Consider the following 25,204-nt stretch of genomic DNA (forward strand, 5'->3'; position numbering starts at 1 on the left):
GTGAGAAATTAATTAGGAAGCTGGGATACCATCATACCTTCTTGCAAAAAATAAATGAGACAAGAAATGTAGAAGCACGGCATGCCGTGCAACTACTAATAAAAAATCCAAAAGTAGTGGCGGGTCTTGAACCCGCCCGGTGTTTTATAATTTGGCAGGTTTAAAACCTGCCACTACAAAGGATGAATTTCTCTCCCAACGTATTTAGCATATATTATAACTGCTATTCCTTGCTGTTAATAGTTTTTTTGTCTAAAATTTTAACTATGCCGCACTTGACCGAGGGGCTTACGAAAGAGCTTATAACAAAGGCGGAGTTTTATGGAGAGATAAGGCTAATAAAGCAAGAAATGGAGGCCTTGAGGCAGGAGATGAGGACCTTAAAAACAGAGCTTGAAGCAAAGATAGAAAATGAAATCCTTAAGCTTGACAGAAAATTCACCATCTTGTTTTTAATCCTCCTATTTGCCATAATCTTTTTAAACAAGGAGGCCTTAGAGGTTATAGCAAAGCTTTTTGGACTTATTAAGTAGTGGCATATATTATAATCTTAATTCTTTCCAGATTCTTTTGGAGGTGGTAGAATGGCAAAGGCCCTGGCTCTCAAGTGTAGGGAGTGCGGAAGAGAGTACCCCATAGAGCCTATCCATGTATGTGAGTTCTGCTTTGGCCCTCTTGAGGTCAAGTATGACTATGAGGAGATAAAGAAGAACATAAGCAGGAAGAAGATAGAGGAAGGTCCAAAGAGCCTATGGAGGTATATAGACCTTTTACCCGTGGAAGAGCCAAGGGTGGGCTTTCACGCGGGCTTTACACCGTTAAAAAAGGCGGAAAACCTTGGCAAGCTTTTGGGCCTTGACAACCTTTACATAAAGGACGATTCGGTAAACCACCCAACCCTCTCTTTTAAGGACAGGGTTGTCTCCGTTGCCATATCCAAGGCCATAGAGTTTGGTTTTGATACTACAGCCTGCGCCTCCACTGGGAACCTTGCCAATTCGGTAGCAAGCCACTCTGCACAGGCTGGCCTAAACTGCTTTGTCTTTATCCCAGCCAACCTTGAATCCCAAAAGATATACGGAAGCCTTGTTTTTTCTCCCACAGTGGTGGCAGTGGAAGGCACCTACGACGATGTAAACAGGCTATGCTCAGAGATAGCCAATGAGCTTCCTTGGGCCTTTGTCAACATAAACATAAGGCCCTTCTATGCAGAAGGTTCAAAAACCTTAGCCTTTGAGGTAGTGGAACAGCTTGGCTGGAGAGCGCCGGATGCGGTGGTAGCGCCAGCGGCTTCAGGCTCCCTTGTCACCAAAATATGGAAGGGCCTAAAGGAGATGGCCATAGTGGGCCTAATAGATGAGGTAAAGACAAGGGTCTACGGCGCCCAGGCGGAAGGATGCTCTCCCATAGCTCAGGCATGGAAGGAGGGAAGGGACTTTATAAAGCCTGTAAAGCCCAACACCATAGCCAAGTCCATAGCCATAGGAAACCCAGCCGACGGCATATACGCCCTCCAGGTCACAAAAGAAAGCAAAGGAGATTGGGAAACTGCCACCGATGAGGAGATCATAGAAGGCATAAAGCTCCTTGCGGAGACAGAAGGTATATTTACAGAAACGGCAGGTGGCACTACCATTGCAGTTCTTAAAAAGCTTGCTCAAAGAGGCGCCTTCAGAAGGGATGAGGTGGTGGTAGCCTACATTACGGGCAACGGCTACAAGACCATGGAGGTCTTAGACAACCACCTTAAGGAGACCATTCACATAAAGCCAACCCTTGCAGACTTTAAAGAAAAGATCCTTGCCCGTGTTTAAGTATTTGCTCCTTCTCCTCTCCCTCCTTTTTATATCTTGTTCCAAGGACACTCTTCCCAAAATAGAGGTGAAGACCCTTGAGGGTAAAAAGGTCTACCTTTCGGACTATAAGGGCAAAAAGGTGCTCCTTTATGTGTGGAGTAGGACATGCGCAGGCCACTCAAAGGACCTTGGAAGGCTAAACCAGATTACAGAAGAGAGGAAAGATTACACCATAATCTCCTACGCCATAGCCATGGAAAGAGAGGATGTGATAAAGAGCTACAAGGACATAGGGATTGAACCAAAGTTTATCACATTGATTGATACGGAGGTGCGCTTCAACGACCACTTTCCCATAACCTTTTTGCCTTCCACATACCTCTTTGACGAAAAAGGGAAACTTATAAAATCCTACCCGGGCCTATATGTTCCTTAGATTTACTCAACGGTGACCGTCTTTGCCAAGTTCCTTGGCTGGTCCACATCAAGGCCAAGGTAGTCCGCCATATAGTAGGCAAAGAGTTGCAGAGGCACTACGGTCAAGAAGGGAGTAAGGTCCTCTTCAATGGGAGGCACTTCTATAAGGTCTGTGCAAAGCCTTTTGAGGTTTTCATCACCCTTAAAGCCAACTCCCAAGACCTTTCCCTTTCTTGCCAAAACCTCCTCTATGTTGGAAAGGATCTTTTCATAGACCCTGTCCCTTGGTGCCACAGCCACCGTAGGCGTCTTTTCATCTATAAGGGCTATGGGCCCATGCTTCATCTCACCAGCAGGGTAGCCCTCAGCGTGTATGTAAGAGATCTCTTTGAGCTTTAAAGCTCCCTCAAGGGCAACGGGATAGCTCAAATACCTACCCAGATAAAGGACATTCTTGTAATCGGCATACTTTAAGGCTAAGCTTCTTATGGCCTCTGCATCGGAAAGCACCTCTTCCACAAGGTGTGGCACCTTCAAAAGGCCGTCCATCAGGCTTTGTCTTTCTTCCGAATGGCTTATGGCAAGGGCATAAAGCACGGCCAACTGGGCCGTAAAGGTCTTTGTGGCCGCCACGCCTATCTCTGGACCGGCATGGGTATAAAGGGTGTAATCCGACTCCCTGTCAAGGGCGCTCCCTATCACGTTCACTATGGACAAAAGAGTGGCACCCCTTTCCTTCATGGCAAGGGCAGAAAACCTCGTGTCCGCAGTCTCACCAGATTGAGATATGGCAAGCACTAAGTCCCTCTCGTCCACAGGGCTGTCCGAGTATCTTAGTTCAGAGGCATAAACCACCTCCACCGGCACCTTGGCATACTTCTCAATCCAATACTTTCCTACAAGGCCCGCATGGTAGGAGGTGCCGCAGGCCACCACAAGCACACGCCTAAAATCCTTAAGGTTTATGGGCATCTCATAATCTCTGGATATGTAGCCTTTTATGGTATCTCCTAAGGTTCTTGGCTGTTCAAAGATTTCCTTTAGCATAAAATGCTTAAAGCCCCCCTTCTCCGCAGAGATAACATCCCAAGCGATATGCATAGCCTCCTTTGTAAGCAGGTTCCCCTCAAAATCGTATATAAAGAAGCCATCAGGCCTTAAATCTACCACCTCACCATCCCCCAAGGGTATAACGGTCCTTGTAAAGGGCAAGAGGGCTGGTATGTCCGAAGCTATAAAGTTTTCACCCTTTCCCACACCCACCACCAGAGGGCTTCCATACCTTACGGCCACAATCCTGTTGGGCTCCTTTGTGGATATGACGGCAAAGGCGTAAGCTCCCTTTAGCCTTTTTATAACTTTTAAAACCGTCCTAAGAAGGTCTCCATCGTAGTTTAGTGCTATGAGATGCACTATGGCTTCCGTGTCCGTTTGGGACCTATACTCCACACCTTGCCTCTCCAGCTCCTCCTTTAGCTCCCTGTAGTTTTCTATAATGCCGTTGTGCACCAGCGCAAACTCTCCTCTATTATCTGTATGAGGATGGGCGTTTAGCTCGCAGACCTCACCATGGGTGGCCCATCTGGTATGTCCTATGCCAGCCACAGCCTTCAGCTCCTTCCCCCACAGGCTTCTTACCAGCTCCCTTATCTTTCCCACCTTCTTCTCCACATAGAGGCTCCCGTTCTCTATGAGAGCCACACCGGCAGAATCATACCCTCTATACTCAAGCCTCTCAAGCCCCTGCAGTAGCACCAAAAGGGCAGGATTGGACCCCACATAGCCTATTATTCCACACATGGAGTAAAATTATAAGGTAGGAGTGCTTTATAATATCTATCAACCATGGAGGGAAAAAACCTAAACGAAGAGATAGACCTAAGGGAACTCTTATTAAAGCTTTGGAAGTATAAGGTCTTTATACTAATTTTTACTGTTTTTGCTTTAATAGCTTCCGCACTGGCGGCAAATATGATTAAGCCCAAATATAAATCCCAGGCAAGTGTGGTTCCAAATTTAATGGAGTTTAAAAAGATAGAAATAAGTAGGCTAAAAGATATCCTTAAAGAATATAGCAATAACACCATTATAAACCTCAATGTTGAAGTCAATACAAACATGATACTACCCTACTTCAACAGTGAAGATGTGGCCATCTCTGCTTTAAAATCCTCAGGCCTTTATAACTCTTCCAAGTATAGATCACCTTTAGAGCAAATTGAAAAAGAATTTAAGATAAAAGCAGATGTTGATAAAAAGGATGGAAGCATAAAGATTGAAGTAATTCACTCTTCTCCCGAGGTTGCAGCCAAGTTTAACCTTGCCCTCATAAAAGAAGTAAACAGCAGAATCAACCAGCTTTACTCACCGGGTAAAGACATTAACTATCTGATAATCACCAGCATGCCCCAAACTCCCTACGAGCCATATTCTCCCAAAAGGTTTAAAATAGTCTTTCTTTCCACTTTTTCCGCCTTTCTTTTAAGCATATTTATAGCTTTGTTTTATGATTGGCTTAAAACAGAAAAATAGTGGGGTATGATATGAAAGCTGTTATCCTTGCAGGGGGAAGTGGCACAAGGCTATATCCAACCACAAAGCTTATAAATAAGCATTTTCTTCCCATTTACAACAAGCCCATGATCTATTATCCCATTTCCTTAGTTATGCTTTTAAAGATTAAGGACATTGTCTTTGTGATAAACCCGGAAGATGAGCCTATGTTTTTAAAGCTTTTTGAAGTTCTTCAAAGGCTTGGGTTGAATTTAAGCTATGTTTTTCAAGAAAGGCCCAGCGGCCTTGCAGAGGGTTTGATCCTTACAGAGGATTTTATAAAAGACTCCAATGTTATGTATTTACTTGGTGATAACCTTTTGTATGGACACAATGTATGGAAGGAGCTTGATCAGGCAAAAAGGGAGGTGGAAGAGGGCAAGACTGGTGCCTATACCTTTGGGTATTATGTAAAAGACCCTCACAGGTTTGGTATTGTGGAGTTTGATGAAAAGGGAAGGGTTATAAGCATAGAAGAAAAGCCAAAGCGTCCCAAATCCCATTTTGCGGTTATAGGCATTTACTTCTTTGACAAAAAGGTTGTAGAGTTTGCCAAAAGGGTAAAGCCTTCCGAGAGGGGAGAGCTTGAGATAACCTCTGTTCTTCAGGAATACATAAACATAGGAGAGCTAAAGGTTAAGACCCTTGGAAGGGGCTTTGCTTGGTTTGATGCAGGAACTTATGATAGCTTTTTGGAAGCAAGCCACTTTGTTTTCACCATTGAAAACAAAACGGGGCTTATGATAGGTTGCTTGGAAGAAATAGCCTACAGGAACGGATGGATTAGTAAAGAGGAGCTTCTTGAGCTTGCAAAACCTCTCTCAAAAACAGATTATGGAAGATATCTTATAAAGCTTGTGGAGGAAGAGCATGCCCTTTGAGTTTGAGAGGCTTGAACTTGAGGGCTTGGTTTTAATAAGGCCAAAGGTCTTTAGGGATGAGAGAGGCTTTTTCTTGGAGTTTTACAAAAGGTCAGAGTTTTACAAAAATGGAATAGAGGTGGAGTTTTTACAAGATAATCATTCAGCCTCTGTTAAAGGTACCTTAAGAGGGCTACACTATCAAAAGAAGCCAAAGGTTCAAGGAAAGCTGGTAAGGTGTGTTAAAGGTGAGATATTTGACGTGGCTGTGGATATTAGAAAGGGAAGCAAAACCTTTGGGAAGTGGTTTGGCATTAGGCTTTCGGAAGAAAACCAGCTTATGCTTTGGATACCCCCAGGCTTTGCCCATGGCTTTTTGGTCCTATCCGATTATGCAGAGGTTATCTATAAGGTCTCCCACTCAGAATACTCTCCCGGGCATGATGCAGGCATAAGGTTTGATGACCCAGACCTTGCCATAGATTGGCCCATAAAGGACCCAAACCTTTTGATCCTTTCGGAGAAGGACAAGAGATTGCCCTATCTTAAAGACTTAAAAGAGGAGGACCTACTTTGAAAAAAGTGCTTATTACAGGAGCAGCAGGCTTTATTGGAAGTCATTTTGTAAAGGTGGCCTTGGAGAAGGGATATGATATCTTGGCTTTGGATAAGCTAACTTATGCAGGAGACCTAAGAAGGCTTGAAGATGTGATAAAACATATAAAGTTTTTTCAGGTGGATATAACAGACAGGGAGAGCTTGGAAAAGGTCTTTAGGGAAGAAAAGCCAGATATGGTGGTGCATTTTGCGGCAGAAAGTCATGTAGACAGAAGCATCTTAGACCCATTATCCTTTATAAAAACCAACGTGGAAGGCACCTTTAACTTACTTGACCTTTCAAAAAAGTTTGAAGTGGAAAGGTTTATAAACATATCTACCGATGAGGTCTATGGAGAGCTGGAAGATTTGGAAGGCGAGTTTACGGAAGATTCTTGCCTTAGGCCTAACTCACCCTACTCTGCCTCCAAAGCCTCTGCAGACATGCTTGGAAGAGCCTACTACCGAACCTATAACCTACCGGTTATTACAGTTAGGCCTTCCAACAATTATGGACCATGGCAGTATCCAGAAAAGCTTATACCAGTGGTAATCCTAAAGGCCATAAGGAACGAACCTATACCAGTATATGGCACAGGGAAGAATAGAAGGGAATGGCTTTATGTAAAAGATTGTGCGGAAGGTGTTTTGACTGTTATGGAAAAGGGAAAGGTAGGAGAGGTTTATAACCTTGGTAGCGGCATAGAAAAGGAAAACTTAGAGGTGGTAAAGGCCATTCTAAGGATCCTTGGAAAGCCAGAGGACCTTATTTCCTTTGTAAAGGACAGGCCAGGGCATGATTTTAGGTACAGGATGAGCAGCCAAAAGATAAAAAGAGAGCTCGGTTTTAGCATAAAAACAGACTTTGAAGAAGGCCTAAGGCTTACCGTAGATTTTTATCTAAATCACTTAGACTGGGTCCAAGAGAAGGAAGAGGAGCTTAAAAACCTCTGGAGGAAGGTGTACTCTTGAAGTACCTAATCACAGGTGCCAAAGGGCAGCTTGCCAAGGAGTTTATAAAAGCCTTAGGAAGTGTAAAGGCAGACTTTCTTGCCCTTGATAGGAATACTTTGGACATTTCCAATTTTTGGGAAGTTATAAAGGTGGTAAGAGAATACAAGCCCCACGTGATTTTAAACTGTGCAGCCTACAATTATGTGGATAAGGCTGAAACAGACTTTCATAGTGCTTACAAGGTAAATGTGCAGGGAGTTTATAACCTTGCCTTGGCATCTTTGGAAGTGAAGGCAAAGCTTGTTCATTATTCTACCGACTATGTTTTTGATGGAAAAAAGGAAGGCCTATACACAGAAGAGGACACTCCAAACCCTTTGAATAAATATGCTCTTTCCAAACTATTGGGAGAAGAGGTCATAAGAAACACTCTTGAAGACTATCTTATCCTTAGAGTTAGCTGGGTCTACGGAAGCGGAAGCCAAAACTTCCTCTATAAACTCCTTGAGTGGTCCAAAAATAATGACATTTTAAAGGTGGCTTGCGATGAGTTTTCTGTGCCTACTTCTACTACCACCATAGTGGAAGTCTCCCTAAAAGCTATTTCAAAAGGGTTAACAGGCCTTTATCACCTTACCAACTCTGGCTATGCCTCAAGGTATGAGTGGGCCAAAGAGTTTTTCAAATTAAAGGGCATAAACAAGTTTATCTACCCAGCATACCAATCGGACTTTAACCTACCAGCCAAAAGGCCAAGATGGTCAGCTATGAGCAATGAAAAGATAAGCAAAGAGCTGGATATAGAGATTAGAGAGTGGAGAGAGGAGTTAGAAAGGGTTTGTTTAGATCTTACGTAATACCTAAGGACCTTTTTATCTCCTCTATGGCCTTTTTGTTTATTCTATCTCTTTCTTTATCAAAAAACCATCCCCATTTATTGAAGTATTTTGCCATATTAATTACATGAATTTTAAGCATTTTAAAGCTTTTATAAGATTCTCTACCATGTTCATGTACCACAGTGCAGTAAGGATAAAACATAGTTTTATATTTCCTGTGTATTCTTCTATTTAAATCCGTATCCTCTCCATACATAAAAAATCTCTCATCAAAAAGACCCACTTCTTTTAGCACAGAAACTCTTAAAAACATAAAACAGCCTGAGAGAAATGGTACATTCATCTCTATGTTATATCCTGTCCATCTAAGTTCATAGTTATAGTTTAATTTTTCTTTTATGGATTTGAAAGGAATAAATCTTCTAACAAATAGGTCTATTGGCGTTGGGAGAAGCTTGCATAAATACTGGATAGACCCATCTGGGCAAACCACTTTTGGCATAACATTCCCCACATCTGGATGATTTTCCATATATTCATAAAGCTTTTCCAAAACTCCCTTTTCAAAATAAACATCAGGATTTAGCACAAGATGGTATGGCACATTATCCTCTATGGACCTCCTAATAGCTATATTATGAGCTTTCCCGTAGCCAAGGTTTGCGTTGTTAAAGATGTATTCTATTCTTGAGTCTATTTTTTCAAGCTCTCTTAAACTGTCATCAGGAGAGTTATCTACTAAAAATAGCTTAACCTTTAGCTCAGTATTAAGAAAGCTATTTATAGCCTTTAGGACTTGCTCTTTTTTGTTGCGATAAAGAACGATAGAGCCGTAAAGGTGGGTCATTCTAACCTTCCTAATCTCTTTGTAATTCCGTGCCAAAAGCCAAGGAGACAATATTTAAGATTGGTAAGATGCGGTTTGGCTAAAAGGGGGTAACCAAGTATATATCTAAATGATTTTAAAAACAACAGAACTCTGTGAAAAATATCTAAATCCTTTGAATATAAAGCTAAATAGAAAGCATTTCTGGTGATATAATAATGTCTTATATGACTCCGTATATTTACATTTCTAAAACCAATATTTTTAGATTTCTCACCCAATTTATGACTTATAATAATATTAGCATTTCCAATAATTTTATAACCCTTCTTTCTCGCTCTCCAACACCATTCTAAGTCAACCCAATCCATAAAAAGTTTTTCATTCATTAACCCGATACTATTTAAATATTTTGCTTTCAATATTTTCCCAGAAGCAATAGCTTGCATCACTTCATGAGTGCCGCTTTTAGGATAAAAGCGCTTAAAAAATATAGAAGGTTTTATAAAACCTGCTTCTTTACCACTATTTATATCCACAAACCTTGGAGCAACTGCTGCAACTTTTTCATCATAGGAAAAGCCTTTTAACATCTCTTTTATATAGTTCTCAGGATATACTGTATCTTGGTCAGAAAGCATAATATACTCTGCACCTTCTTCCAAAGCTTTTCTAATCCCCACATTTTGAGCATATGCAATACCGAAATTGTCCAGAAGATAAATTATTTGTATATTTTTCAATTTTGCAAACCTTTCCAATTCTTTACAACCACCAGGTGTATTATCAACAACATAAATCTTGTCCACTTGATGATATATACTTTCAATAGATTTAGCTAAAAGCTCAATGTCTGGGTTGTAAGTCACATACACTACAAAAACTTTCATAGAATCACCTCAAAGTTTAATAATTTAGCAGTAAGAATTAAACAACCAGAAAGGTAAAGAAAAATTAATGCTTTTATGATATCTTTTTGTTTAAACATCAAGGCAATATGTGGAATCAAAATTATTAACACCACACCCAAAAATTCTGAAATTCTCCCAGCAAAAACAGGTACTGCTAGTAGTGAATAAAATAAAAATAACATTATTCCTAAAATCTTAATCATGATTAAATCTAAATTAAATTTTAGATATTTTGTATTGAGTAAAAGAAAATAGTAAGTTCCCAATAAGCCTGCAATTAAATAATTTCTTATTATATTTAACCTATTGAACAATCCCATCTCAAGAAGTGATAAATATGTGTTTATTTTAACGCCTATAAATTCAGGTAAAAATTCAGAAGATATCTCTATTAAATACCTCATCTCGTTTTTGGTTAATATACCTAAAATTATTCCTAAAATAGGCAATGTTAAAAATAGTGCATAATTTATACGCTTTGGATTTAAAAAATATAGTGGCAACATTATTATAGCCGAATAATGAAACATAACTGCTAAAAAAGTTTTGATTAAATAATTTTTAAAATTTCTATTTACAATATCTTGAATTGCAAGCAGAAAGATTCCAGATGCTACACCTGCTCTTATCTGTGTCATTTCATGAAGAATAAAATATAAACAAATATAAGCCCATAGGCTAAGGAAAGGCATTGATGAAAGCCTATTTATCGCTAAAATTTTAAGAGAAACTCCAATAATAGCAAAGATTAAGAAAAAGGTACGCTCATTGCTACTGAATAATACCCTATTAATTTCCACAAGCATCCAAAAAGCTGGCTCTTTATCTAAGAAATTTGCTTGAGAGAAAGGAATATTTAAAAGACTTACATAATTTGGTGAATCTCTATCCAAACCAATAGGTCTAAATCCAGCGATAAAGATAAGAAGTAGTGCAACTGTAAATAACACAAGAGTTTTTTTATTAATTCTTAAAGAAAACGGTAAGGGAACAGCATATCTATTCACTTCCCAGCCTCCATAACAATTTCCTCTCCTACATGCCAAAACTTGGTTAATAAGTATTATAATTTAAACCTTTACAAAAATTCTCTTTAAATCTTCTAAAAATTTCTCTGGTTCTTTCTTTATAACTTCTCTATAATAATCAAAGTCTTTGTATCTTTTTTCAAAATTCTCAAAGCAATCTCTTATTTTTTCTACTATTTTAGGAATGTTTTCTTCTTTATCATCAAATTTATACTCTTCAGGAATTGGGACATCTTCAAAGTATGCAGCAGAACCTCTTTTTCCAGTAATTACACAGCAACCTAAAATAGCAGCTTCTCTTGGGATTCTATCTTTACCAGGATGATTTCCAAAATCTATATATACTTTTGCCTTTTGGAGAGTATGAATTACCTCTTCTCTGCTCATGTTTATTAAAGGAACAAATTTTATATCCTTTGCAGCAGAGATTATCTTTTTAGTAAAGGCAAGCCCTTTCTTAGGATTGTATGCAACTATATCTTGCTTCTCAGATATATCGGTTTTTATATCAAGGAAAGATTTATTCAAATAATCGGATAGATAATATATCTTTTCCTCTGGTATTCCCATATTTTTTATATGGTTTAGTGCATAAAAGCTTTGTGTAAGGTGATAATCTACTTTTTTTACAAATTCAGGCAATTGGAAATTTTTGAATTTCTTACTTTTTAGTGCCATTTCATTAATATCAATCAAACTGCTTCCAAAAAGCTTTCTATAAATTTTATTTATCATTCGGGGTATAAAAAAATTTAATTTAGAAGCAAACACATATGATAAATAGAAATTATCTACGCTAAGCCACCAAATTGTTTTTCTAATATATTGATAATTCTCAAGCAATTCGAGACCTTGAAAAACTTCAGGTACAATAAAAACATTATCTTTCTTGTCTTCTATTTCATTAACATATTGAACATTATACTCTTTATAATTCGGATGGATAGGATTAGGATGATTACTTGGATAATAGTACATATAAGCTTTAATTCCTTCGTTATTTAAATGAAAAGCAAGTTGATGTAATAACTCTGGGCCACCAGTTGCAGCAGCAGCAGGAGCAGCAATATAAACTTTGGTGTTTGGGTATATTTTAATCACTATCTCCCTCCTGCATACACTCCACCTGCCACTAATCCGTTCCTTATTGACTCTGCAATCCCTTGAAATACCCACTGAGCATAACGGCCTACCATATGTATACCATACTCTTCCAACATCTTTAAGGCCTTCTCACGCCATTTAGAACCCGGCCAAGACCAAGTATATGCCACATCAATCCATGTGGGATCTACCACTTCAACTTCCTTAATCCAACCCCAATCCTGAAGCTCTTTGACAATCTCCTGGCAAACCTGCTCAATTTCTGATTTCTCAGGCTTATTTCCATACCTGTATGCCTTTTCAACATAAATGCTCACACGTTCACCCTGGTTTTGGTTGGATGACGGTAAGAAAGATGAATCAACATTGCTATAAAATCCTACTCTGTGAAAACCAGCTTTGCTTTTTGGAATGTAAACCCAGTGCTCAGAGGGACACTTTGGCCCTTTAATAGCTCCAATGTTTACCACCAATACAGATGTGGCTGGGTCAGGCCGTTCTCCCACATTAAGTCCTGTCATTTCTATAACCTTGTTCAATGGAAGAGTACAGATTAGCTCATCATATTTTTGTGAACTTCCATCCTCAAAATAAATCTCACGGCTTTGAACATCAATCTTCACAACACGTTTTTTATATCTTATATCGCACCTCTCAGCCATACGAAGTGCTAAAGTGTTAAGCCCCTCCTTGGGATAAATGAATGTAGTATTATAGCCTACCTGTGGCACGCTGTCAAACGCTCCTTGAATTACCAATGAAAGATTTACAGGTGTTTTGTAAGCATCCTGCGGAGCAATTTCTCTAAAAAGCCCGGCAGTATAAAGCTCATGAAAAGGTTCAAAGAAAAGTTCATACAAAGTTTGACCAAAATTAGCCCTTAACCAATCTGCCATAGTTCTTGCGGTATGCTTAGTGTTAACTGCTTCTACAATTTCACTAAGAACTTTTGAAGCTACTTTTTGCCCTAAATACCGCAGGTGGTTTTGAATAGGATAAGGGACAAAGAGTTCATTATCTGGAAAGTAAACTGCAGATTTGCGTTCATAGGACTTCACAGGAGTTATAGAACGGATAAAACGAAGAACCAGTGTGTCTCCTCCAAAGATCCAATGACCTCCTCCAATTTCAAAACGATAAGCTTTACCATCCTCTGGGGTGGTGTGAAAACGCCTATTATCTCCTGGACGAATGTAGTAAGAAGAGCATATACCACCTGGAAACTCTTCTGCTTCAAATACAGGAAGCTTTGAAACAACTCCTGCCGCAAGCCCAGTCATACCCCCTCCTAAGATGTAAACTTTTTGGTTCACTGCTTTACCTCCTTTGCTATTGTCTTTAAGGGATTAAGTTGGTTGAGTGTTAGGTAAATAAACATTGCGGCAGTTACAAACAGCTCGCTTATCAAGACAGATAATGCCATGCCCAATTCGTACCAAGTAGGGACTAATAAAACAGCAAGTATAACGTTAATAACCCCTGCTCCAAAGATTATAGAGGTGAATGCCTTATCTCTTCCAAAAGGCAACATAATTTGGATACCTAAAACATTACTTACTGCAATAAGAAAGCATAGCCATGCTAATATTTGCATAACTGCAATAGAAGGTATATAATCAGACCCTAAAATTAATCTAACAATTAAAGGAGAAGATAAGAATATTACAAACGACAGAAAAAATCCTATACCCACCATCAAAACAAGCATTCTCTTCCCCCACTGAAGCGCTAAATCTTTTGACTCTGCAGCCATTTTACTAAATCTTGGATATACAGCCTGAGAGATTGGCCCCAAAAGCCCAAGTATTGCTTTTACAATCCTCTCGGCAGCACTGTAATAACCAACGATGGTATGATTGTTGGTTAGCAAGCCCAATATTAGAGGATTGCCTGCCGTGTATAAACTTGCAGATGCCATATATAAAAATAGTATCCAACCATCCTTAAGCTCCTTCCCAATCCCCTGTAAAGACGGCATGGTAAAGTCTATTTTAAACCTCCACAAAGCTAATATTATACCTATAAATCCTGCAAACATAGAACTAACACTTAAAATAATTGCATACAGGAGATAGTCCTGCGAGCTTTTTACAAAAAGAAAAATGCCCATTACCATAAGGATTTTTGTGGTCAAATTAATTACGGAAATAAAGACCATTTTTTCCAATCCTTGGAAAAGCCAAATAGGGAAAAGTATATTACCAACTATTGTGCCATAAAGAATTATTAAAAGTGTAGAAATTTCTTTAAATTGAGGTATTAAACTTGTTAAAAGCAATAAAACAATAAACCCTATTAAACCTAAAAAGCCTTTAGCAGCCAGTACATTGAAGAAAATACGACTAACTTCTATCTTGTTATTACGATATACAGAAATTTTCCTTGTTGCTGATAATGCAAATCCATAATCTACAAAGATGGTAAGGTATGCTATCAAACTTTGAGCAAAGGAAACTATACCAAATCCAGAAGGACTTAGAACTCTAACAAGGTAAGGAACTACGATTAAAGATAATAAATAGTTTGCAAAATGGATGATATAAAGCGAGAAAATATTTTTTATAACATTGCTACGTAAGGTAGAAAATACCCAGTTTTTAATTAAGCTATTTGAGTTGACTTTCATACCTTTCCAAACCTCACCAACCTTCTATAAAAAACCACATAAACCCAAACAAAGCAAAGGAAAAATGCTATAAGTATTAAAGTATTCTTCCAAAAGATTACGGCGGGGATTATGCTTAGGAGGCTTAGGGTCCATAGGTAGGGGGAAGTCATGAAGTTTCTTAGAAGCTTGTCTTCCACCTTTACCAGCCTTTTGTATATGAGCATATGTAGGTGCAACTTGTCTGGTTCTCCCGGACTTGTGCCTCTTAGTAATTTCTTCCTATAAATAGAAAAAAGCGTTTCCACCACTGGGTAAGCTACCACAAGCAAGGGGAACCATGGGGAGACCTCTGGGTTCCTTTGGACCAAAAGCACGCTAACTTCCGCTATCAGGAAGCCAAGGAGGTAGGCTCCACCGTCGCCTAAAAAGATACTTCCGGAAGGGTAGTTCCAAAGGAAAAAGCCTAAGATGGCACAGCATAAAAGGAGGCACAGCTTGGCAAGATGATAGTCCCCCACCAAGTAGGACACATAGCCAAGGGCCAAGAGGCTAAGGAGGGATACGCCGCTGGCAAGGCCGTTGTAGCCATCTATTATGTTTATGGCGTTGGCCACTCCACCCACTGCAAAAACTGTGAAGGCAAAGGATACAAGGGAAAGGCTCAAAAGGTGGTCAAAGATGGGAAGGTCTACACGGTTTATGTAGGCATCAAGGAGGAAGTAGCCAAGGGCGCCGGAAAGCATGGTAAGGAAAAAGCGCTCTCTTACTCCAACCCTTTTTGTAAGGTCCTCCAAAAGGCCACCCAAAAAGGCAGGAAGAGTGCATAGGACAAGGGTCCAATAGGAACCTTCGAAGAGGGAGAAGAACAAAAGTGTTATAAATATGGCAAGGCCTCCCACCCTTGGCACAGGCTTGGTGTGAAACTTCTGAGGGCCACCGGAGGTAGGGTCATAGGCCCAACTGCCAAAGGGGTTAAACCTTATGAAAAGATAGCAGGCTGTAAAAGAGAGAAGGAATGAAGCAATAAAAAGCCAAAGCTCTTTCAAAAGTGCCACCCCCAGCGTATTATTATAAAGCTTATGGAGGAGGTGATTGTAATAGGTGGTGGTTTGGCGGGTGTGGAGGCCAGCTACAGGCTGGCCAACATGGGCATAAGGGTGCTTCTTTATGAGATGAGGCCTCAAAGGCCCACGCCAGTTCATAGGACGGATAAGCTTGCCGAGCTTGTGTGTAGCAACACTCTGGGTAGTATGGAGATCACTTCCGGTGCTGGGCTTCTTAAGGCTGAAATGGAGATGCTTGATTCTCTTGTGGTCTCTGCTGGCAGGTATGCCTATGTGCCTGCGGGCACTGCCTTGGCGGTGGACAGAGAAATCTTTTCCGATTATATAACAAAGAAGATACAAGATCATCCCAACATAAGGCTTGTAAGGGAAGAGGTAAAGAAGGTTCCAAGGGATAGGGTGGTGATAGTGGCCTCTGGGCCCCTTACCTCCGAAGCTCTGGCGGAAGACATAAAGGAGCTGGTAGGCTTTGATTACCTTTACTTTTACGATGCCATAGCTCCCATAGTGGAGGCCGACAGCGTGGACTTTTCAAAGGGCTTTTGGGCTTCCCGTTATGGGAAAGGTGGGGATGATTACTTTAACTGCGTGCTTACAGAGGAGGAGTATAAGGTCTTTTATGAGGAGCTTTTGAAGGCTGAGAAGATAAAGCCAAAGGAATTTGAAAACCTTGTTTGTTTTGAGGGCTGTATGCCCATAGAGGAGATGGCCGAAAGGGGCTATAAGACCTTGCTCTTTGGGCCTATGAAGCCCGTGGGCCTTGTGGACCCAAGGACTGGAAAACAACCCTTTGCGGTGGTCCAGCTAAGAAAGGAAAACAAGGAAGGAACTCTTCTTTCCTTGGTGGGCTTTCAGACCAGGATGACCTACTCGGAGCAAAAGAGGGTTTTGAGGCTAATACCCTGCTTGAGGAATGCTGTCTTTGTAAAGCTTGGCTCCATGCATAGGAATACTTTCATACAGTCCAACAGGGTGCTAACGCCCTTTTTGAACATGAGAAAGTATGAAAACATCTTCTTTGCTGGGCAGATAACGGGCGTGGAAGGCTATGTGGCCTCCGCAGCCACGGGCATATTGGCTGGCATAAACGCAGGAAGGCTTATAAAGGGAAAGAAGCTACTTATGGCTCCAGAGGAGACCATGCTTGGAGCTTTGGTGAAGTATATAACCACAAAAGAAGGAACGCTTCAGCCCATGTCCCCAATGCTTGGCCTTTTGCCGCCTTTGGATATAAAGGTAAAGGACAAGCAAGAGAGGAAGAGGCTTTTGGTAGAGAGGGCCCTTAGGGCCATGCAAGAGTGGTCAAAGGAGGCAAATGAGGATATAATTATACATAGCCCCGCAACGGGACAGGGTTGAACCCCGCCAGGCCCGAAAGGGAGCAACGGTAGGCCCGCCGTCTCGGGTGCGGGGTTTATGTATCTGCAAGCTCACCTCTTAAAAACATATCGTAAGCGTTAAGGTCAAAGTAGCCATGTCCAGAAAGGTTAAAGAGAATAACCTTTTCCTCCCCCGTTCTCTTGCATTCAAGGGCTATGTCTATGGCCTTCTTTATGGCGTGGGATGACTCTGGAGCGGGTACTATGCCCTCAGTCCTTGCAAAGGTCAAAGCGGCCTCAAAAACCTCCCTCTGTTTGTAGGCGGATGCAGATATGAAGCCTTCCTTGTATAAGAGGCACACAAGGGGCGCATCGCCGTGGTATCTTAGCCCGCCCGCATGTATGGGTGGTGGAACAAAATCATGACCAAGGGTGTACATCTTTATCAAGGGCGTAAGCCCAACCGTGTCTCCGTAATCATACCTATATTCACCCTCTGTTAAGGTTGGGCATGCCTTTGGCTCCACAGCTATAACCTCAAGGTTTGGCCTTTCTCCAGTGAGTTTATCCTTTAAAAAGGGAAAGGCAAGGCCCGCAAAGTTGCTACCACCTCCTATGCAACCTATCACATAGTCTGGGTAGTAGCCAGCCATCTCCATCTGCATCTTTGCCTCAAGGCCTATTATGGTCTGATGTAATAGCACATGATTGAGAACGCTTCCAAGGGAGTATTTGGTGTTTGGCGTGGAAAGGGCCCTTTCAATGGCCTCGCTTATGGCTATACCAAGGCTTCCGGGATGCTCTGGGTCTTCGTCGTAAAACCTTTTACCCGATTGAGTATAAGGGCTTGGTGATGGTACCACCTTTCCTCCCCAGGTTTCCATAAGGATCCTTCTAAAGGGCTTCTGCTTGTAGCTAACTCTTACCATGAAAACTTCACACTCAATGCCAAAAAACTGGGTGGCAAAGGCAAGAGAGCTTCCCCACTGACCAGCTCCCGTTTCTGTGGTAAGCCTTTTCACACCGGATATTTTGTTGTAGTAAGCCTGGGCTACGGCGGTGTTGGGCTTGTGGCTCCCAGGGGGAGATACACTTTCGTTCTTGTAGAATATCTTGGCGGGAGTTCCCAAGTACTCTTCAAGGTTTTTTGCCCTGTGAAGGGGTGTGGGCCTCCAAAGGCTGTATATCCTCAACACTTCTTCCGGTATGTCAATCCACTCCTTATCGGATACCTCCTGCTCCACTATGGGTTCTGGGAATATGGCCAAGAGCTTATCGGGGCTTACAGGCTGGCCCGTTTGAGGGTCAAGGGGAGGGTCAAGGGGTTTGGGAAGATAAGGCACTATGTTAAACCATCTCTTTGGTATCTGGTTTTCAGAAAGTAAATACTTCATAGTAGCTTTTATTTTAACTCAATGACTTCCATATTATGTTGGCTATCTCCTCCGTCTTAACCTCTTCTTTACCTATTAACCCAACATCCACCAAAAGGAAGATTCTTTCTAAAGTTCCCACAAAGACTGCAAGGGCATACTCTTTTCTTATTTTTATGAGGCCTTCCTCTATGCCACTTTCAATGAGTTCAAGCAGGGCATCCTTTGGAAGCCTTTCAAAGCCTTTTATATCCTCAGCCCTAAGGTAGTGGAAGATGTTTAGGTATTTAAAGGCAGAAGGATTTTCAAAGGCAAAGGAGAGAAAGGTCTCTACAGCCTTGTAAAAGCGTTCCTTGTAAGGTGCTTCTTCTTTGACTACAGATATGAGCCTATTATAAAGCTCCTCCGAGTAGGAGCTAAAAAGGCCAAGCACTATCTCCTCTTTGCTTTTAAAATGCCTGTATATGGCCCCCTCCGTTATGCCCACCTCCTTGGCTATGTCCTTAATGGTAGTCTCCCTTATCCCCTTTTCAGAAAAGAGCCTAAGGGAAGCTTCTAATATCTTCTCCTTTGTTCCTTTGCGTCGCATGGTGAATATTATATCAGTTTATGCTTGCTTACATAAACTTGTGGTAGCATATTTTTAAACCTTCCATGGAGAGGCTAAACCCATCTCAGGAGAAAGCGGTAAAACACTTTGGAAAGCCCCTTCTTGTTATAGCGGGTGCTGGCTCTGGAAAGACCAAGACCTTGGCTCACAAAGTAGAGTTTCTCATAAAAGAGAAGGCCATTGACCCTTTAAGGATCTTGGCCATCACCTTTACCAACAAGGCAAGCAGGGAGATAAGGGAAAGGGTGAAAAAGGTGGCTGAAGTGGAGCTTCCTTGGGCTGGCACCTTTCATTCGGTAGCTCTAAGGCTTTTGAAGGAGAGGGGAAGGGAGATAGGGCTAAGGCCTGACTTTACTTTACTCTCAGAAGAGGACAGGAACAAGCTTATCAAAAGGGTAGCCCAGCTAAAAAACCTAAACCCAGACCTCTTAAAAGCCTACATGTCACACAGGATAGAGGACCTAAAAGGACCGGAGGATGAGAGGCTTGAGATGGCCTTCAAAGAGTATTTGACCGTTGCGAGGGAGATGAACCTTCTTGATTTTAGCCTTATTATGCTCTACCTTCTAAAGCTCTTGAAGTCAAGGCCAAGCATAAGGGAAGACTTTGACTTTGTTCTGGTGGATGAGTTCCAAGATACGAACACGGTGCAGTATGAGGTCCTAAGGCTCATTGCGGACAAGAATGTATGCGTGATAGGGGACCCAAACCAGTGTATTTATGAATGGAGGTATGCAAGGCCGGACAACATCCTGCGCTTTATGGAGGACTTTAACCCGGATGTGATAAAGCTGGAGTATAACTACCGTTCAAAGCCCTACATACTGTATGTGGCCAATTCCATACTTCAGGCTTCCAAGGCCCAATGGAAGGAGCTTGTGCCGACCCTTAGGCCCACAAGGCAGGGGGAAGAAAGGCCTGTGGTAAAAAGGTTTGAAAAACCTGAAGAGGAAGCCCTATGGATAGCCTCAAAGGTAAAAGAGCTTTTAAACCACTACAAACACTCCCAGATAGCTATCCTTGTTAGGGTGGGCTACATTACAGAGGCCATTGAGAGAGCCTTTTATAGCCTTAAGATACCCTACAAGGTGGTGGGTGCCATAAGGTTCTTTGAGAGGGCTGAGATAAAGGATGCCTTGAGCTTTATAAAGCTTCTTGTAAACCCTTACGATAGGTTTAGCTTTGAGAGGGCCGTAAGTGTGGCCACAAGGGGCGTAGGGGAAAAGAGCGTAGAGCTTATAGTGAAACTTGGCAAGGGCAACTGCTTGGAGGGCTCAAGGCTTGCATTAAAGGAGCTTCCTCAGACAAAGGCCATGGAGCTCTACGGCCTTTTGAAAAACCTATCCCTTTTGAAGAAGGGACTTGAGGACTATGCAAGGTCCTTTGAAGAGTTCCTTGAAAGGGTAGGCTTTTGGTCCTATCTGGAGGAGGAATACAAGGACGGTGAGGAGAGAAAAGAGAATGTGAGGGAGCTAATAAGGTATTTAAGGCAGAAAAGAGAGGAGGGCTATAGCTTGGAGGAGGTCTTCAAAGAGATAGACTTTCTTTTGGAGCATGAGGAGGAAGAGGGAGCGGTGAGGATAATGACCATACACGCCAGCAAGGGTTTGGAGTTTGATGTGGTCTTCCTTCCAAGGCTAGAAGAGGGCATACTGCCCCATGAGAAGGCCTTGGAAAGCGAGGAGGAGCTTGAAGAGGAGCTAAGACTCTTCTATGTGGCCATAACGAGGGCAAAGGACCTACTCTTTATGAGCTACACAAGGGATTCAAAGCCCAGCAGGTTTCTATCTTACATACCCAAAAACCTCCTTGACCTTTCGGCCTTTGTAAAGAAGAAAACCACCTACATGCCAGAGCTAAAAAGCCTTCATAGGTTCAAGGTGGGCGACAGGGTATGGCATGAGGTCTTTGGAGAGGGCCTCATTCTAAGCCTTGAGGATTCAAAGGCTTTGGTGGAGTTCCCATCGGGCAGAAAGAGCATACACACAGCCTTTTTAAAGCCTGTGGTATAATTAAGCTATGCTTAGACAAACAAGAGTGGCTTGGAGTATAACACATCAAGAGTTTACCATAACGGACTACTACTACTTTTCCATCCTCCAAAAGGAGGCAGAAAAGAGAGGCCTTATAATACATGAAGTAGACAAGTGGGAAAAGCTTATAGAGTATGACACCATAGTCTTTAACTATCCAGAAATACCTTTTAGCCAAAAGGAGGCGGAGGAAGTAGAAAAGTGGGTTTGGGAAGAGGGCAAAAAGGTGATCCTTTTGGGATACTATAAAAATGAAGACCACATAGCGGACACCTGCAACACACTTGCAAGAAGGTTTGGCATGGAGCTAAACCCCGACGAGGTGACCGATGAGGTAAACAACCACCAAGGGGACAAGTACTTTGTGGTCACTTCAAAGATAAGAAGGTATAACAAGAACGAGAAGAACGAGGTGAATGTAAACCGTATAATGCTTGCATGCACCGCCTCCATAAAGCCCCTCATGCCCGATATAAAGGTGGTGGTAAGGGCCGAAGATACGGCCCAGTCCAACATGGGCAACTACACCCTTTTGATAGCGGAACAGCTGGCACCCACAAGCGGAGGCTACTTCTGCTTGGCTGGCACCTGTGTCTTTTGGGACAATTATTCCATAACCCTTTATGATAATCTGGAGTTTTCCATAAACCTTTTGAGGCATACACCACCCCTAAGGGTAGAAGGTGGAAAGCAGGTTATTTTTGGCCTTTGAAGGTGTATATGGAAAAAGACTTAAGGGAAAGGTTGGAAAAGATTAAAAGGTTATCCCTTGACCCTTTTCACCCGGAAGCCTTAAGGGTGGAGCTGGAGAGTCTAATAAAGGACCTTCCTAATATGACACCAGAAGAGCTTATAGAGGTAAGGGTCTTCTTACAAGAGTTGAATGCAAGGCTTGAGGAAAACTATACCATATGCTTTGGCTGGGTGGAAAAGGCTTTGAAAGAAGGCTTTAGAAGGGAGGTATGATAGCCCTTTTTATACTCTTTATTTTTAACCTTGGCTATGGCCTCAACGTGGCGCTTATAAACCAACAGTCCTACGATCTCATTGACCATATGAAAAGGATTGAAGATTTTCCCGAAGCATTGGAGGGCAAAAGGGTAAAAGATTGGATAAGGGAGGATGAGCTACCTAAGGGGAGGCTTTTTATAAAGGGTAGAGAGCTAAAGAAAGAAGACCTTTTGGCCCTTATGGAAAAAACAAACCTTGAAAACATACCGGACCTTGTGCTTGTAAAGTTTGGATGGACGCTAAAAAGGACCAACATGCGTATGTACCCAAGCCAAGACATTATTCATAAAGGAGACCCATCCATAGACTACAACCAATACACCCTCCTTGAGCCTTTCACACCCCTTGCCATACTCCACAGATCAAAGGATGGAGAGTGGCTTTATGTGCATGCGCCTTATATGAGGGGTTGGGTAAGGAAGGAAGATGTTCTTGTAAGAAGCAGGGAGGAACTTCTAAAAATCATAAGAATGCCCTTCCTTGTGGTTGTGAAGAATAAGGTAGAGATAGGCGGCGTGGTCTTTGGTCTTGGCTCCAAAATACCCTATGTGGAAAAGAAGGAAGAAAGCTACAGAGTGTTGCTCCCGGATTTAAGAACCATATGGATAAAAAAGGGAGAAGGCCTTTCAGAAGGCTTTTTAAACTTCAGCGAAGAGAGGGTAAGGTACATTCTTGAAGGCCTTCTTGGCACAACTTACGATTGGGGTGGGAAGGAGGGAAGGTGGGACTGCTCTTCCCTGGTGCAAAGTCTTTATGCCGTCTTTGGCCTTGAACTTCCAAGGAACTCAGCCCAGCAGGCAAAGATAGGAAGGATTGTGGCAAGAAGCTTTTCCTCTTATGAGGAGTTTAAAAGCCTTTTGAAAGACCTTCCACCCTTTAGGACCCTTATATTCATGAAAGGTCATGTGATGATATACGGGGGCATGGAAAGGGGAGAGCCTGTTATCTACCATGCAGTCCACAGCATCACCCAAGAGGATGGGAAAAGGAATCATATAGGCGCCATAGCCAAGAACTATCTTGAAAGACACAGGCTAAGAAGTATATACAGGTCCATAATAAGCGTGAATGTGCTGGATTAGAGCTCTATCACCTCTCCCTCTTCTGGTATATGCCAAGGGAGGCCAAGCTCGTTCTTTATGGCCTCACCAAAGACCTTCATCTTCTCCTCCTCTCCGTGTATGAGAAAGACCTTTTGAGGCCTTTGGGTATAGGAGAGCCACTCTAAGAGGCCCCTTTGGTCCGCATGGGAGGAAAAGCCATTTATGGTAAAGACCTTTGCCCTCACGTTTATCTCTTCCGAGAATATCCTTACTGTTTGAGCCCCTTCTATTATCTTCCTTCCAAGGGTGCCTTTCGGCTGGTAGCCCACAAAGACTATGGAACACTCCTCCCTCCAGAGGTTGTATTTGAGATGATGTAGAACCCTCCCACCGTTTAGCATGCCAGACCCTGCGATTATTATGGCGCCGGAGCTTATGGAGTTTATAGCCTTTGACTCTTCCACATCCTTTGTATAGATAAGGTTTGGAAGTTCAAAGGGATTCTTCTCAAGGAAGACCTCGTAAGTATCCCTGTCATAAAACTCTGGATGGGAGGTGAAAAGCTTTGTTATGCTTATGGCCAAAGGGCTGTCAAGGAATATTTGGCATTTGGGTAGCTTTCCCTCCTCATAAAACTCTCTCAAAACGTAGAGTATCTCTTGGGCCCTCTCAAGGGCGTAGGAGGGTATGATGAGGTTGCCACCCCTTCCTATGGTGTATCTTATGGCCTCAAGAAGCTCTTGCTTGGATTCTTCAAAGCTCTTGTGATTCCTATCTCCGTAAGTGCTTTCTATAAAGACATAGTCCGCAGGCGATGGACTTTCTGGGTCTTGCACTATGGGCTTGTTCTTGTTGCCAAGGTCTCCAGAGAAGATGACCCTTTTGGGCTTTTTGTCCTCGTATATATCAAGCTCCACAAAGGCTGACCCAAGTATATGCCCAGCATCCCTAAGCCTTAGCACAACGCCCTTTGAAAGCCTGTAGTCCTTGTTGTAAGGAAGCCTTATTTTGAAAAACTCCATAGCTTCAAGCACGTCATACTCTTCGTAGAGTGGCTCCCTTGGCACCTTGCCTGTCCTAACAAGCTTTTTCAAAAGAGTCTTGTAGTTTTCATACATAACTTTGCTTGCGTCCAAAAGCATAAGTCTTGAGAGTTTGGCCGTAGGCTCCGTGCATATGATCTTTCCTTTAAAGCCCTCCTTTACAAGCAAGGGTATCCTTCCGCAGTGGTCTATGTGGGCATGGGTAAGCACTAAGTAGTCTATCTTTTTGGGGTCAAAGGGAAAGGGCTCGTAGTTTTTCTCCTCGTCCTCTCCCTGAAACATACCACAGTCTATAAGAAGCCTTACATCCCTCACCTCCACATAAAAACAGCTACCCGTTACCCTTTTGGCACCACCGTAGGGTATTACCTTCATGCCAAGGTTTCCAAATACATCTTTGCTATCCTCTGAGCCAAGGTGTTCATCCTCCTTATGTACCTTGCCCTCTCCTGCACAGATATTACACCCCTTGCATCAAGCAGGTTAAAGGTATGAGAACACTTAAGAAGATAATCGTAAGCTGGTAGCACAAGCCCCTCCTCCAAAAGCCTTTTAGTTTCATGTTCATAAACATCGTAAAGCTCAAAAAGCATCTTGGGATCTGACTTTTCAAAGTTATACACGCTCCACTGGTATTCTGAAACTTTAAAAACATCACCGTAGGTTAGCCACTGGTTCCACCTTATATCAAAGACGCTGTCCACATCTTGTAAATACATGGCTATCCTCTCAAGGCCGTAGGTGATCTCCACCGATATCTCCTCAAGGTCAAGGCCTCCAGCCTGCTGGAAGTAGGTAAACTGGGTTATCTCCATGCCGTCAAGCCAAACCTCCCACCCAAGACCCCAGGCGCCAAGGGTAGGAGACTCCCAGTCATCCTCCACAAACCTGATATCATGCTCCCTCGGGTCTATGCCAAGGGCCTTAAGGCTCTCCAAGTATATCTCCTGAGGGTTTTCTGGTGCGGGCTTTAGGATCACCTGAAATTGAAAGTAGTGCTGTAGCCTGTTTGGGTTCTCCCCATACCTTCCATCTTTGGGCCTTCTTGACGGTTCCACATAGGCCACATTCCAAGGCTTTTTCCCAAGCACCTTTAAAAAGGTGGCAGGGTTCATCGTTCCTGCGCCCGTCTCTATATCGTAGGGTTGCCAGATGGCACAGCCCCTCTCTGCCCAAAACTTGTGCAAGGCCATTATAAGGTCCTGGAAGTACATG

Annotated in this window: 24 protein-coding genes, 1 other RNA gene and 1 pseudogene; 14 read left to right on the forward strand and 12 right to left on the reverse strand. The window is 42.3% G+C overall.

The window, feature by feature from the left end; translation table 11 throughout:
- The first annotated feature begins 266 nt into the window (after positions 1–266).
- From ACZ5GB_RS03755 to ACZ5GB_RS03765, 3 genes are all read left to right on the forward strand, one after another.
- Complete coding sequence (locus ACZ5GB_RS03755) at positions 267–533, forward strand: hypothetical protein (protein WP_464327643.1); 267 nt, start codon at positions 267–269, stop codon at positions 531–533.
- 51 nt (positions 534–584) lie between these two features.
- Entirely contained in the window at positions 585–1,814 is a 1,230-nt protein-coding gene (gene thrC / locus ACZ5GB_RS03760; protein WP_464327644.1) for a threonine synthase, read from the forward strand.
- Between the two features lie 67 nt (positions 1,815–1,881).
- Positions 1,882–2,232: a TlpA family protein disulfide reductase gene (locus ACZ5GB_RS03765; protein WP_464327645.1), complete on the forward strand. Its 351-nt coding sequence runs from the start codon at positions 1,882–1,884 to the stop codon at positions 2,230–2,232.
- 2 nt (positions 2,233–2,234) lie between these two features.
- On the opposite strand, the gene glmS is transcribed toward ACZ5GB_RS03765, so the two are convergent.
- The gene (gene glmS / locus ACZ5GB_RS03770) at positions 2,235–4,013 is read right to left on the reverse strand and encodes a glutamine--fructose-6-phosphate transaminase (isomerizing) (protein ID WP_464327646.1); all 1,779 of its coding nucleotides are present in this window, start codon (positions 4,011–4,013) and stop codon (positions 2,235–2,237) included.
- A 45-nt stretch (positions 4,014–4,058) separates the two neighbouring features.
- Between glmS and ACZ5GB_RS03775 the strand changes: the two genes are divergently transcribed.
- The 5 genes from ACZ5GB_RS03775 to rfbD are packed head-to-tail and all read left to right on the forward strand — an operon-like array spanning position 4,059 to position 8,034.
- Positions 4,059–4,745: a Wzz/FepE/Etk N-terminal domain-containing protein gene (locus ACZ5GB_RS03775; protein ID WP_464327647.1), complete on the forward strand. Its 687-nt coding sequence runs from the start codon at positions 4,059–4,061 to the stop codon at positions 4,743–4,745.
- 11 nt (positions 4,746–4,756) lie between these two features.
- Positions 4,757–5,647, forward strand: coding sequence for a glucose-1-phosphate thymidylyltransferase RfbA (gene rfbA, locus ACZ5GB_RS03780; protein ID WP_464327648.1), 891 nt, complete (start codon positions 4,757–4,759; stop codon positions 5,645–5,647).
- Entirely contained in the window at positions 5,637–6,203 is a 567-nt protein-coding gene (rfbC, locus tag ACZ5GB_RS03785) for a dTDP-4-dehydrorhamnose 3,5-epimerase (protein ID WP_464327649.1), read from the forward strand. The genes rfbA and rfbC overlap by 11 nt, the downstream gene beginning before the upstream one ends.
- 5 nt (positions 6,204–6,208) lie before the next feature.
- Positions 6,209–7,195, forward strand: coding sequence for a dTDP-glucose 4,6-dehydratase (gene rfbB, locus ACZ5GB_RS03790; protein WP_464327817.1), 987 nt, complete (start codon positions 6,209–6,211; stop codon positions 7,193–7,195).
- Complete coding sequence (gene rfbD / locus ACZ5GB_RS03795) at positions 7,192–8,034, forward strand: dTDP-4-dehydrorhamnose reductase (RefSeq protein WP_464327650.1); 843 nt, start codon at positions 7,192–7,194, stop codon at positions 8,032–8,034. Before rfbB ends, rfbD begins: the two co-directional genes overlap by 4 nt.
- On the opposite strand, the gene ACZ5GB_RS03800 is transcribed toward rfbD, so the two are convergent.
- The 7 genes from ACZ5GB_RS03800 to ACZ5GB_RS03830 form a co-directional block, all read right to left on the reverse strand.
- Positions 8,027–8,863 carry a glycosyltransferase family 2 protein gene (locus tag ACZ5GB_RS03800; protein WP_464327651.1) on the reverse strand — a complete coding sequence of 279 codons (837 nt, stop codon included), beginning with the start codon at positions 8,861–8,863 and terminating at the stop codon, positions 8,027–8,029. The genes rfbD and ACZ5GB_RS03800 overlap by 8 nt on opposite strands.
- Positions 8,860–9,732, reverse strand: coding sequence for a glycosyltransferase family 2 protein (locus ACZ5GB_RS03805; RefSeq protein ID WP_464327652.1), 873 nt, complete (start codon positions 9,730–9,732; stop codon positions 8,860–8,862). Before ACZ5GB_RS03805 ends, ACZ5GB_RS03800 begins: the two co-directional genes overlap by 4 nt.
- Positions 9,729–10,760 carry an EpsG family protein gene (locus tag ACZ5GB_RS03810; protein ID WP_464327653.1) on the reverse strand — a complete coding sequence of 344 codons (1,032 nt, stop codon included), beginning with the start codon at positions 10,758–10,760 and terminating at the stop codon, positions 9,729–9,731. The genes ACZ5GB_RS03805 and ACZ5GB_RS03810 overlap by 4 nt, the downstream gene beginning before the upstream one ends.
- Before the next feature lie 63 nt (positions 10,761–10,823).
- Complete coding sequence (locus ACZ5GB_RS03815; RefSeq protein WP_464327654.1) at positions 10,824–11,882, reverse strand: hypothetical protein; 1,059 nt, start codon at positions 11,880–11,882, stop codon at positions 10,824–10,826.
- On the reverse strand, positions 11,882–13,198 hold the full coding sequence (locus tag ACZ5GB_RS03820) for a protoporphyrinogen/coproporphyrinogen oxidase (RefSeq protein WP_277654704.1): 1,317 nt from the start codon (positions 13,196–13,198) through the stop codon (positions 11,882–11,884). Before ACZ5GB_RS03820 ends, ACZ5GB_RS03815 begins: the two co-directional genes overlap by 1 nt.
- On the reverse strand, positions 13,195–14,511 hold the full coding sequence (locus ACZ5GB_RS03825; RefSeq protein ID WP_464327655.1) for a flippase: 1,317 nt from the start codon (positions 14,509–14,511) through the stop codon (positions 13,195–13,197). Before ACZ5GB_RS03825 ends, ACZ5GB_RS03820 begins: the two co-directional genes overlap by 4 nt.
- Positions 14,508–15,539 (reverse strand): MraY family glycosyltransferase, encoded by a 1,032-nt coding sequence (locus ACZ5GB_RS03830; RefSeq protein WP_464327656.1) that lies wholly within the window; start codon positions 15,537–15,539, stop codon positions 14,508–14,510. Before ACZ5GB_RS03830 ends, ACZ5GB_RS03825 begins: the two co-directional genes overlap by 4 nt.
- A 33-nt stretch (positions 15,540–15,572) precedes the next feature.
- Here ACZ5GB_RS03830 and trmFO point away from each other — a divergent pair.
- Both trmFO and ffs read left to right on the forward strand, forming a co-directional pair.
- Positions 15,573–16,889 (forward strand): annotated as a pseudogene (trmFO, locus tag ACZ5GB_RS03835) (FADH(2)-oxidizing methylenetetrahydrofolate--tRNA-(uracil(54)-C(5))-methyltransferase TrmFO); the annotation flags it as partial.
- Positions 16,886–16,983: signal recognition particle sRNA small type (ffs, locus tag ACZ5GB_RS03840), an RNA gene on the forward strand. The pseudogene trmFO and the gene ffs, both read left to right, overlap by 4 nt.
- On the opposite strand, the gene ACZ5GB_RS03845 is transcribed toward ffs, so the two are convergent.
- Positions 16,972–18,270, reverse strand: a complete 1,299-nt coding sequence (locus ACZ5GB_RS03845; RefSeq protein ID WP_464327657.1) for a TrpB-like pyridoxal phosphate-dependent enzyme — start codon at positions 18,268–18,270, stop codon at positions 16,972–16,974. The two genes, ffs and ACZ5GB_RS03845, sit on opposite strands and share 12 nt — an antisense overlap.
- 13 nt (positions 18,271–18,283) lie before the next feature.
- On the reverse strand, positions 18,284–18,838 hold the full coding sequence (locus ACZ5GB_RS03850; RefSeq protein WP_464327658.1) for a TetR/AcrR family transcriptional regulator: 555 nt from the start codon (positions 18,836–18,838) through the stop codon (positions 18,284–18,286).
- 65 nt (positions 18,839–18,903) lie between these two features.
- On the opposite strand from ACZ5GB_RS03850, the gene ACZ5GB_RS03855 reads away from it, so the two are divergent.
- From ACZ5GB_RS03855 to ACZ5GB_RS03870, 4 genes are read left to right on the forward strand one after another with little or no spacing between them, the layout of a single operon-like run.
- Positions 18,904–20,871 carry an ATP-dependent helicase gene (locus ACZ5GB_RS03855; protein WP_464327659.1) on the forward strand — a complete coding sequence of 656 codons (1,968 nt, stop codon included), beginning with the start codon at positions 18,904–18,906 and terminating at the stop codon, positions 20,869–20,871.
- A 7-nt stretch (positions 20,872–20,878) separates the two neighbouring features.
- Positions 20,879–21,604 carry a hypothetical protein gene (locus ACZ5GB_RS03860; RefSeq protein WP_464327660.1) on the forward strand — a complete coding sequence of 242 codons (726 nt, stop codon included), beginning with the start codon at positions 20,879–20,881 and terminating at the stop codon, positions 21,602–21,604.
- Between the two features lie 8 nt (positions 21,605–21,612).
- A complete protein-coding gene (locus tag ACZ5GB_RS03865; protein ID WP_464327661.1) occupies positions 21,613–21,858 on the forward strand; it encodes a hypothetical protein in 246 nt (81 codons plus the stop codon).
- The gene (locus ACZ5GB_RS03870; protein ID WP_464327662.1) at positions 21,855–22,985 is read left to right on the forward strand and encodes an SH3 domain-containing protein; all 1,131 of its coding nucleotides are present in this window, start codon (positions 21,855–21,857) and stop codon (positions 22,983–22,985) included. Before ACZ5GB_RS03865 ends, ACZ5GB_RS03870 begins: the two co-directional genes overlap by 4 nt.
- Here the strand turns inward: ACZ5GB_RS03870 and ACZ5GB_RS03875 are convergent.
- Positions 22,982–24,364, reverse strand: coding sequence for an MBL fold metallo-hydrolase RNA specificity domain-containing protein (locus ACZ5GB_RS03875; protein WP_464327663.1), 1,383 nt, complete (start codon positions 24,362–24,364; stop codon positions 22,982–22,984). The two genes, ACZ5GB_RS03870 and ACZ5GB_RS03875, sit on opposite strands and share 4 nt — an antisense overlap.
- Complete coding sequence (locus ACZ5GB_RS03880; RefSeq protein WP_464327664.1) at positions 24,361–25,203, reverse strand: glycine--tRNA ligase subunit alpha; 843 nt, start codon at positions 25,201–25,203, stop codon at positions 24,361–24,363. Before ACZ5GB_RS03880 ends, ACZ5GB_RS03875 begins: the two co-directional genes overlap by 4 nt.
- Position 25,204: the final 1 nt, after the last annotated feature.

The organism is Hydrogenobacter subterraneus (assembly GCF_055390195.1).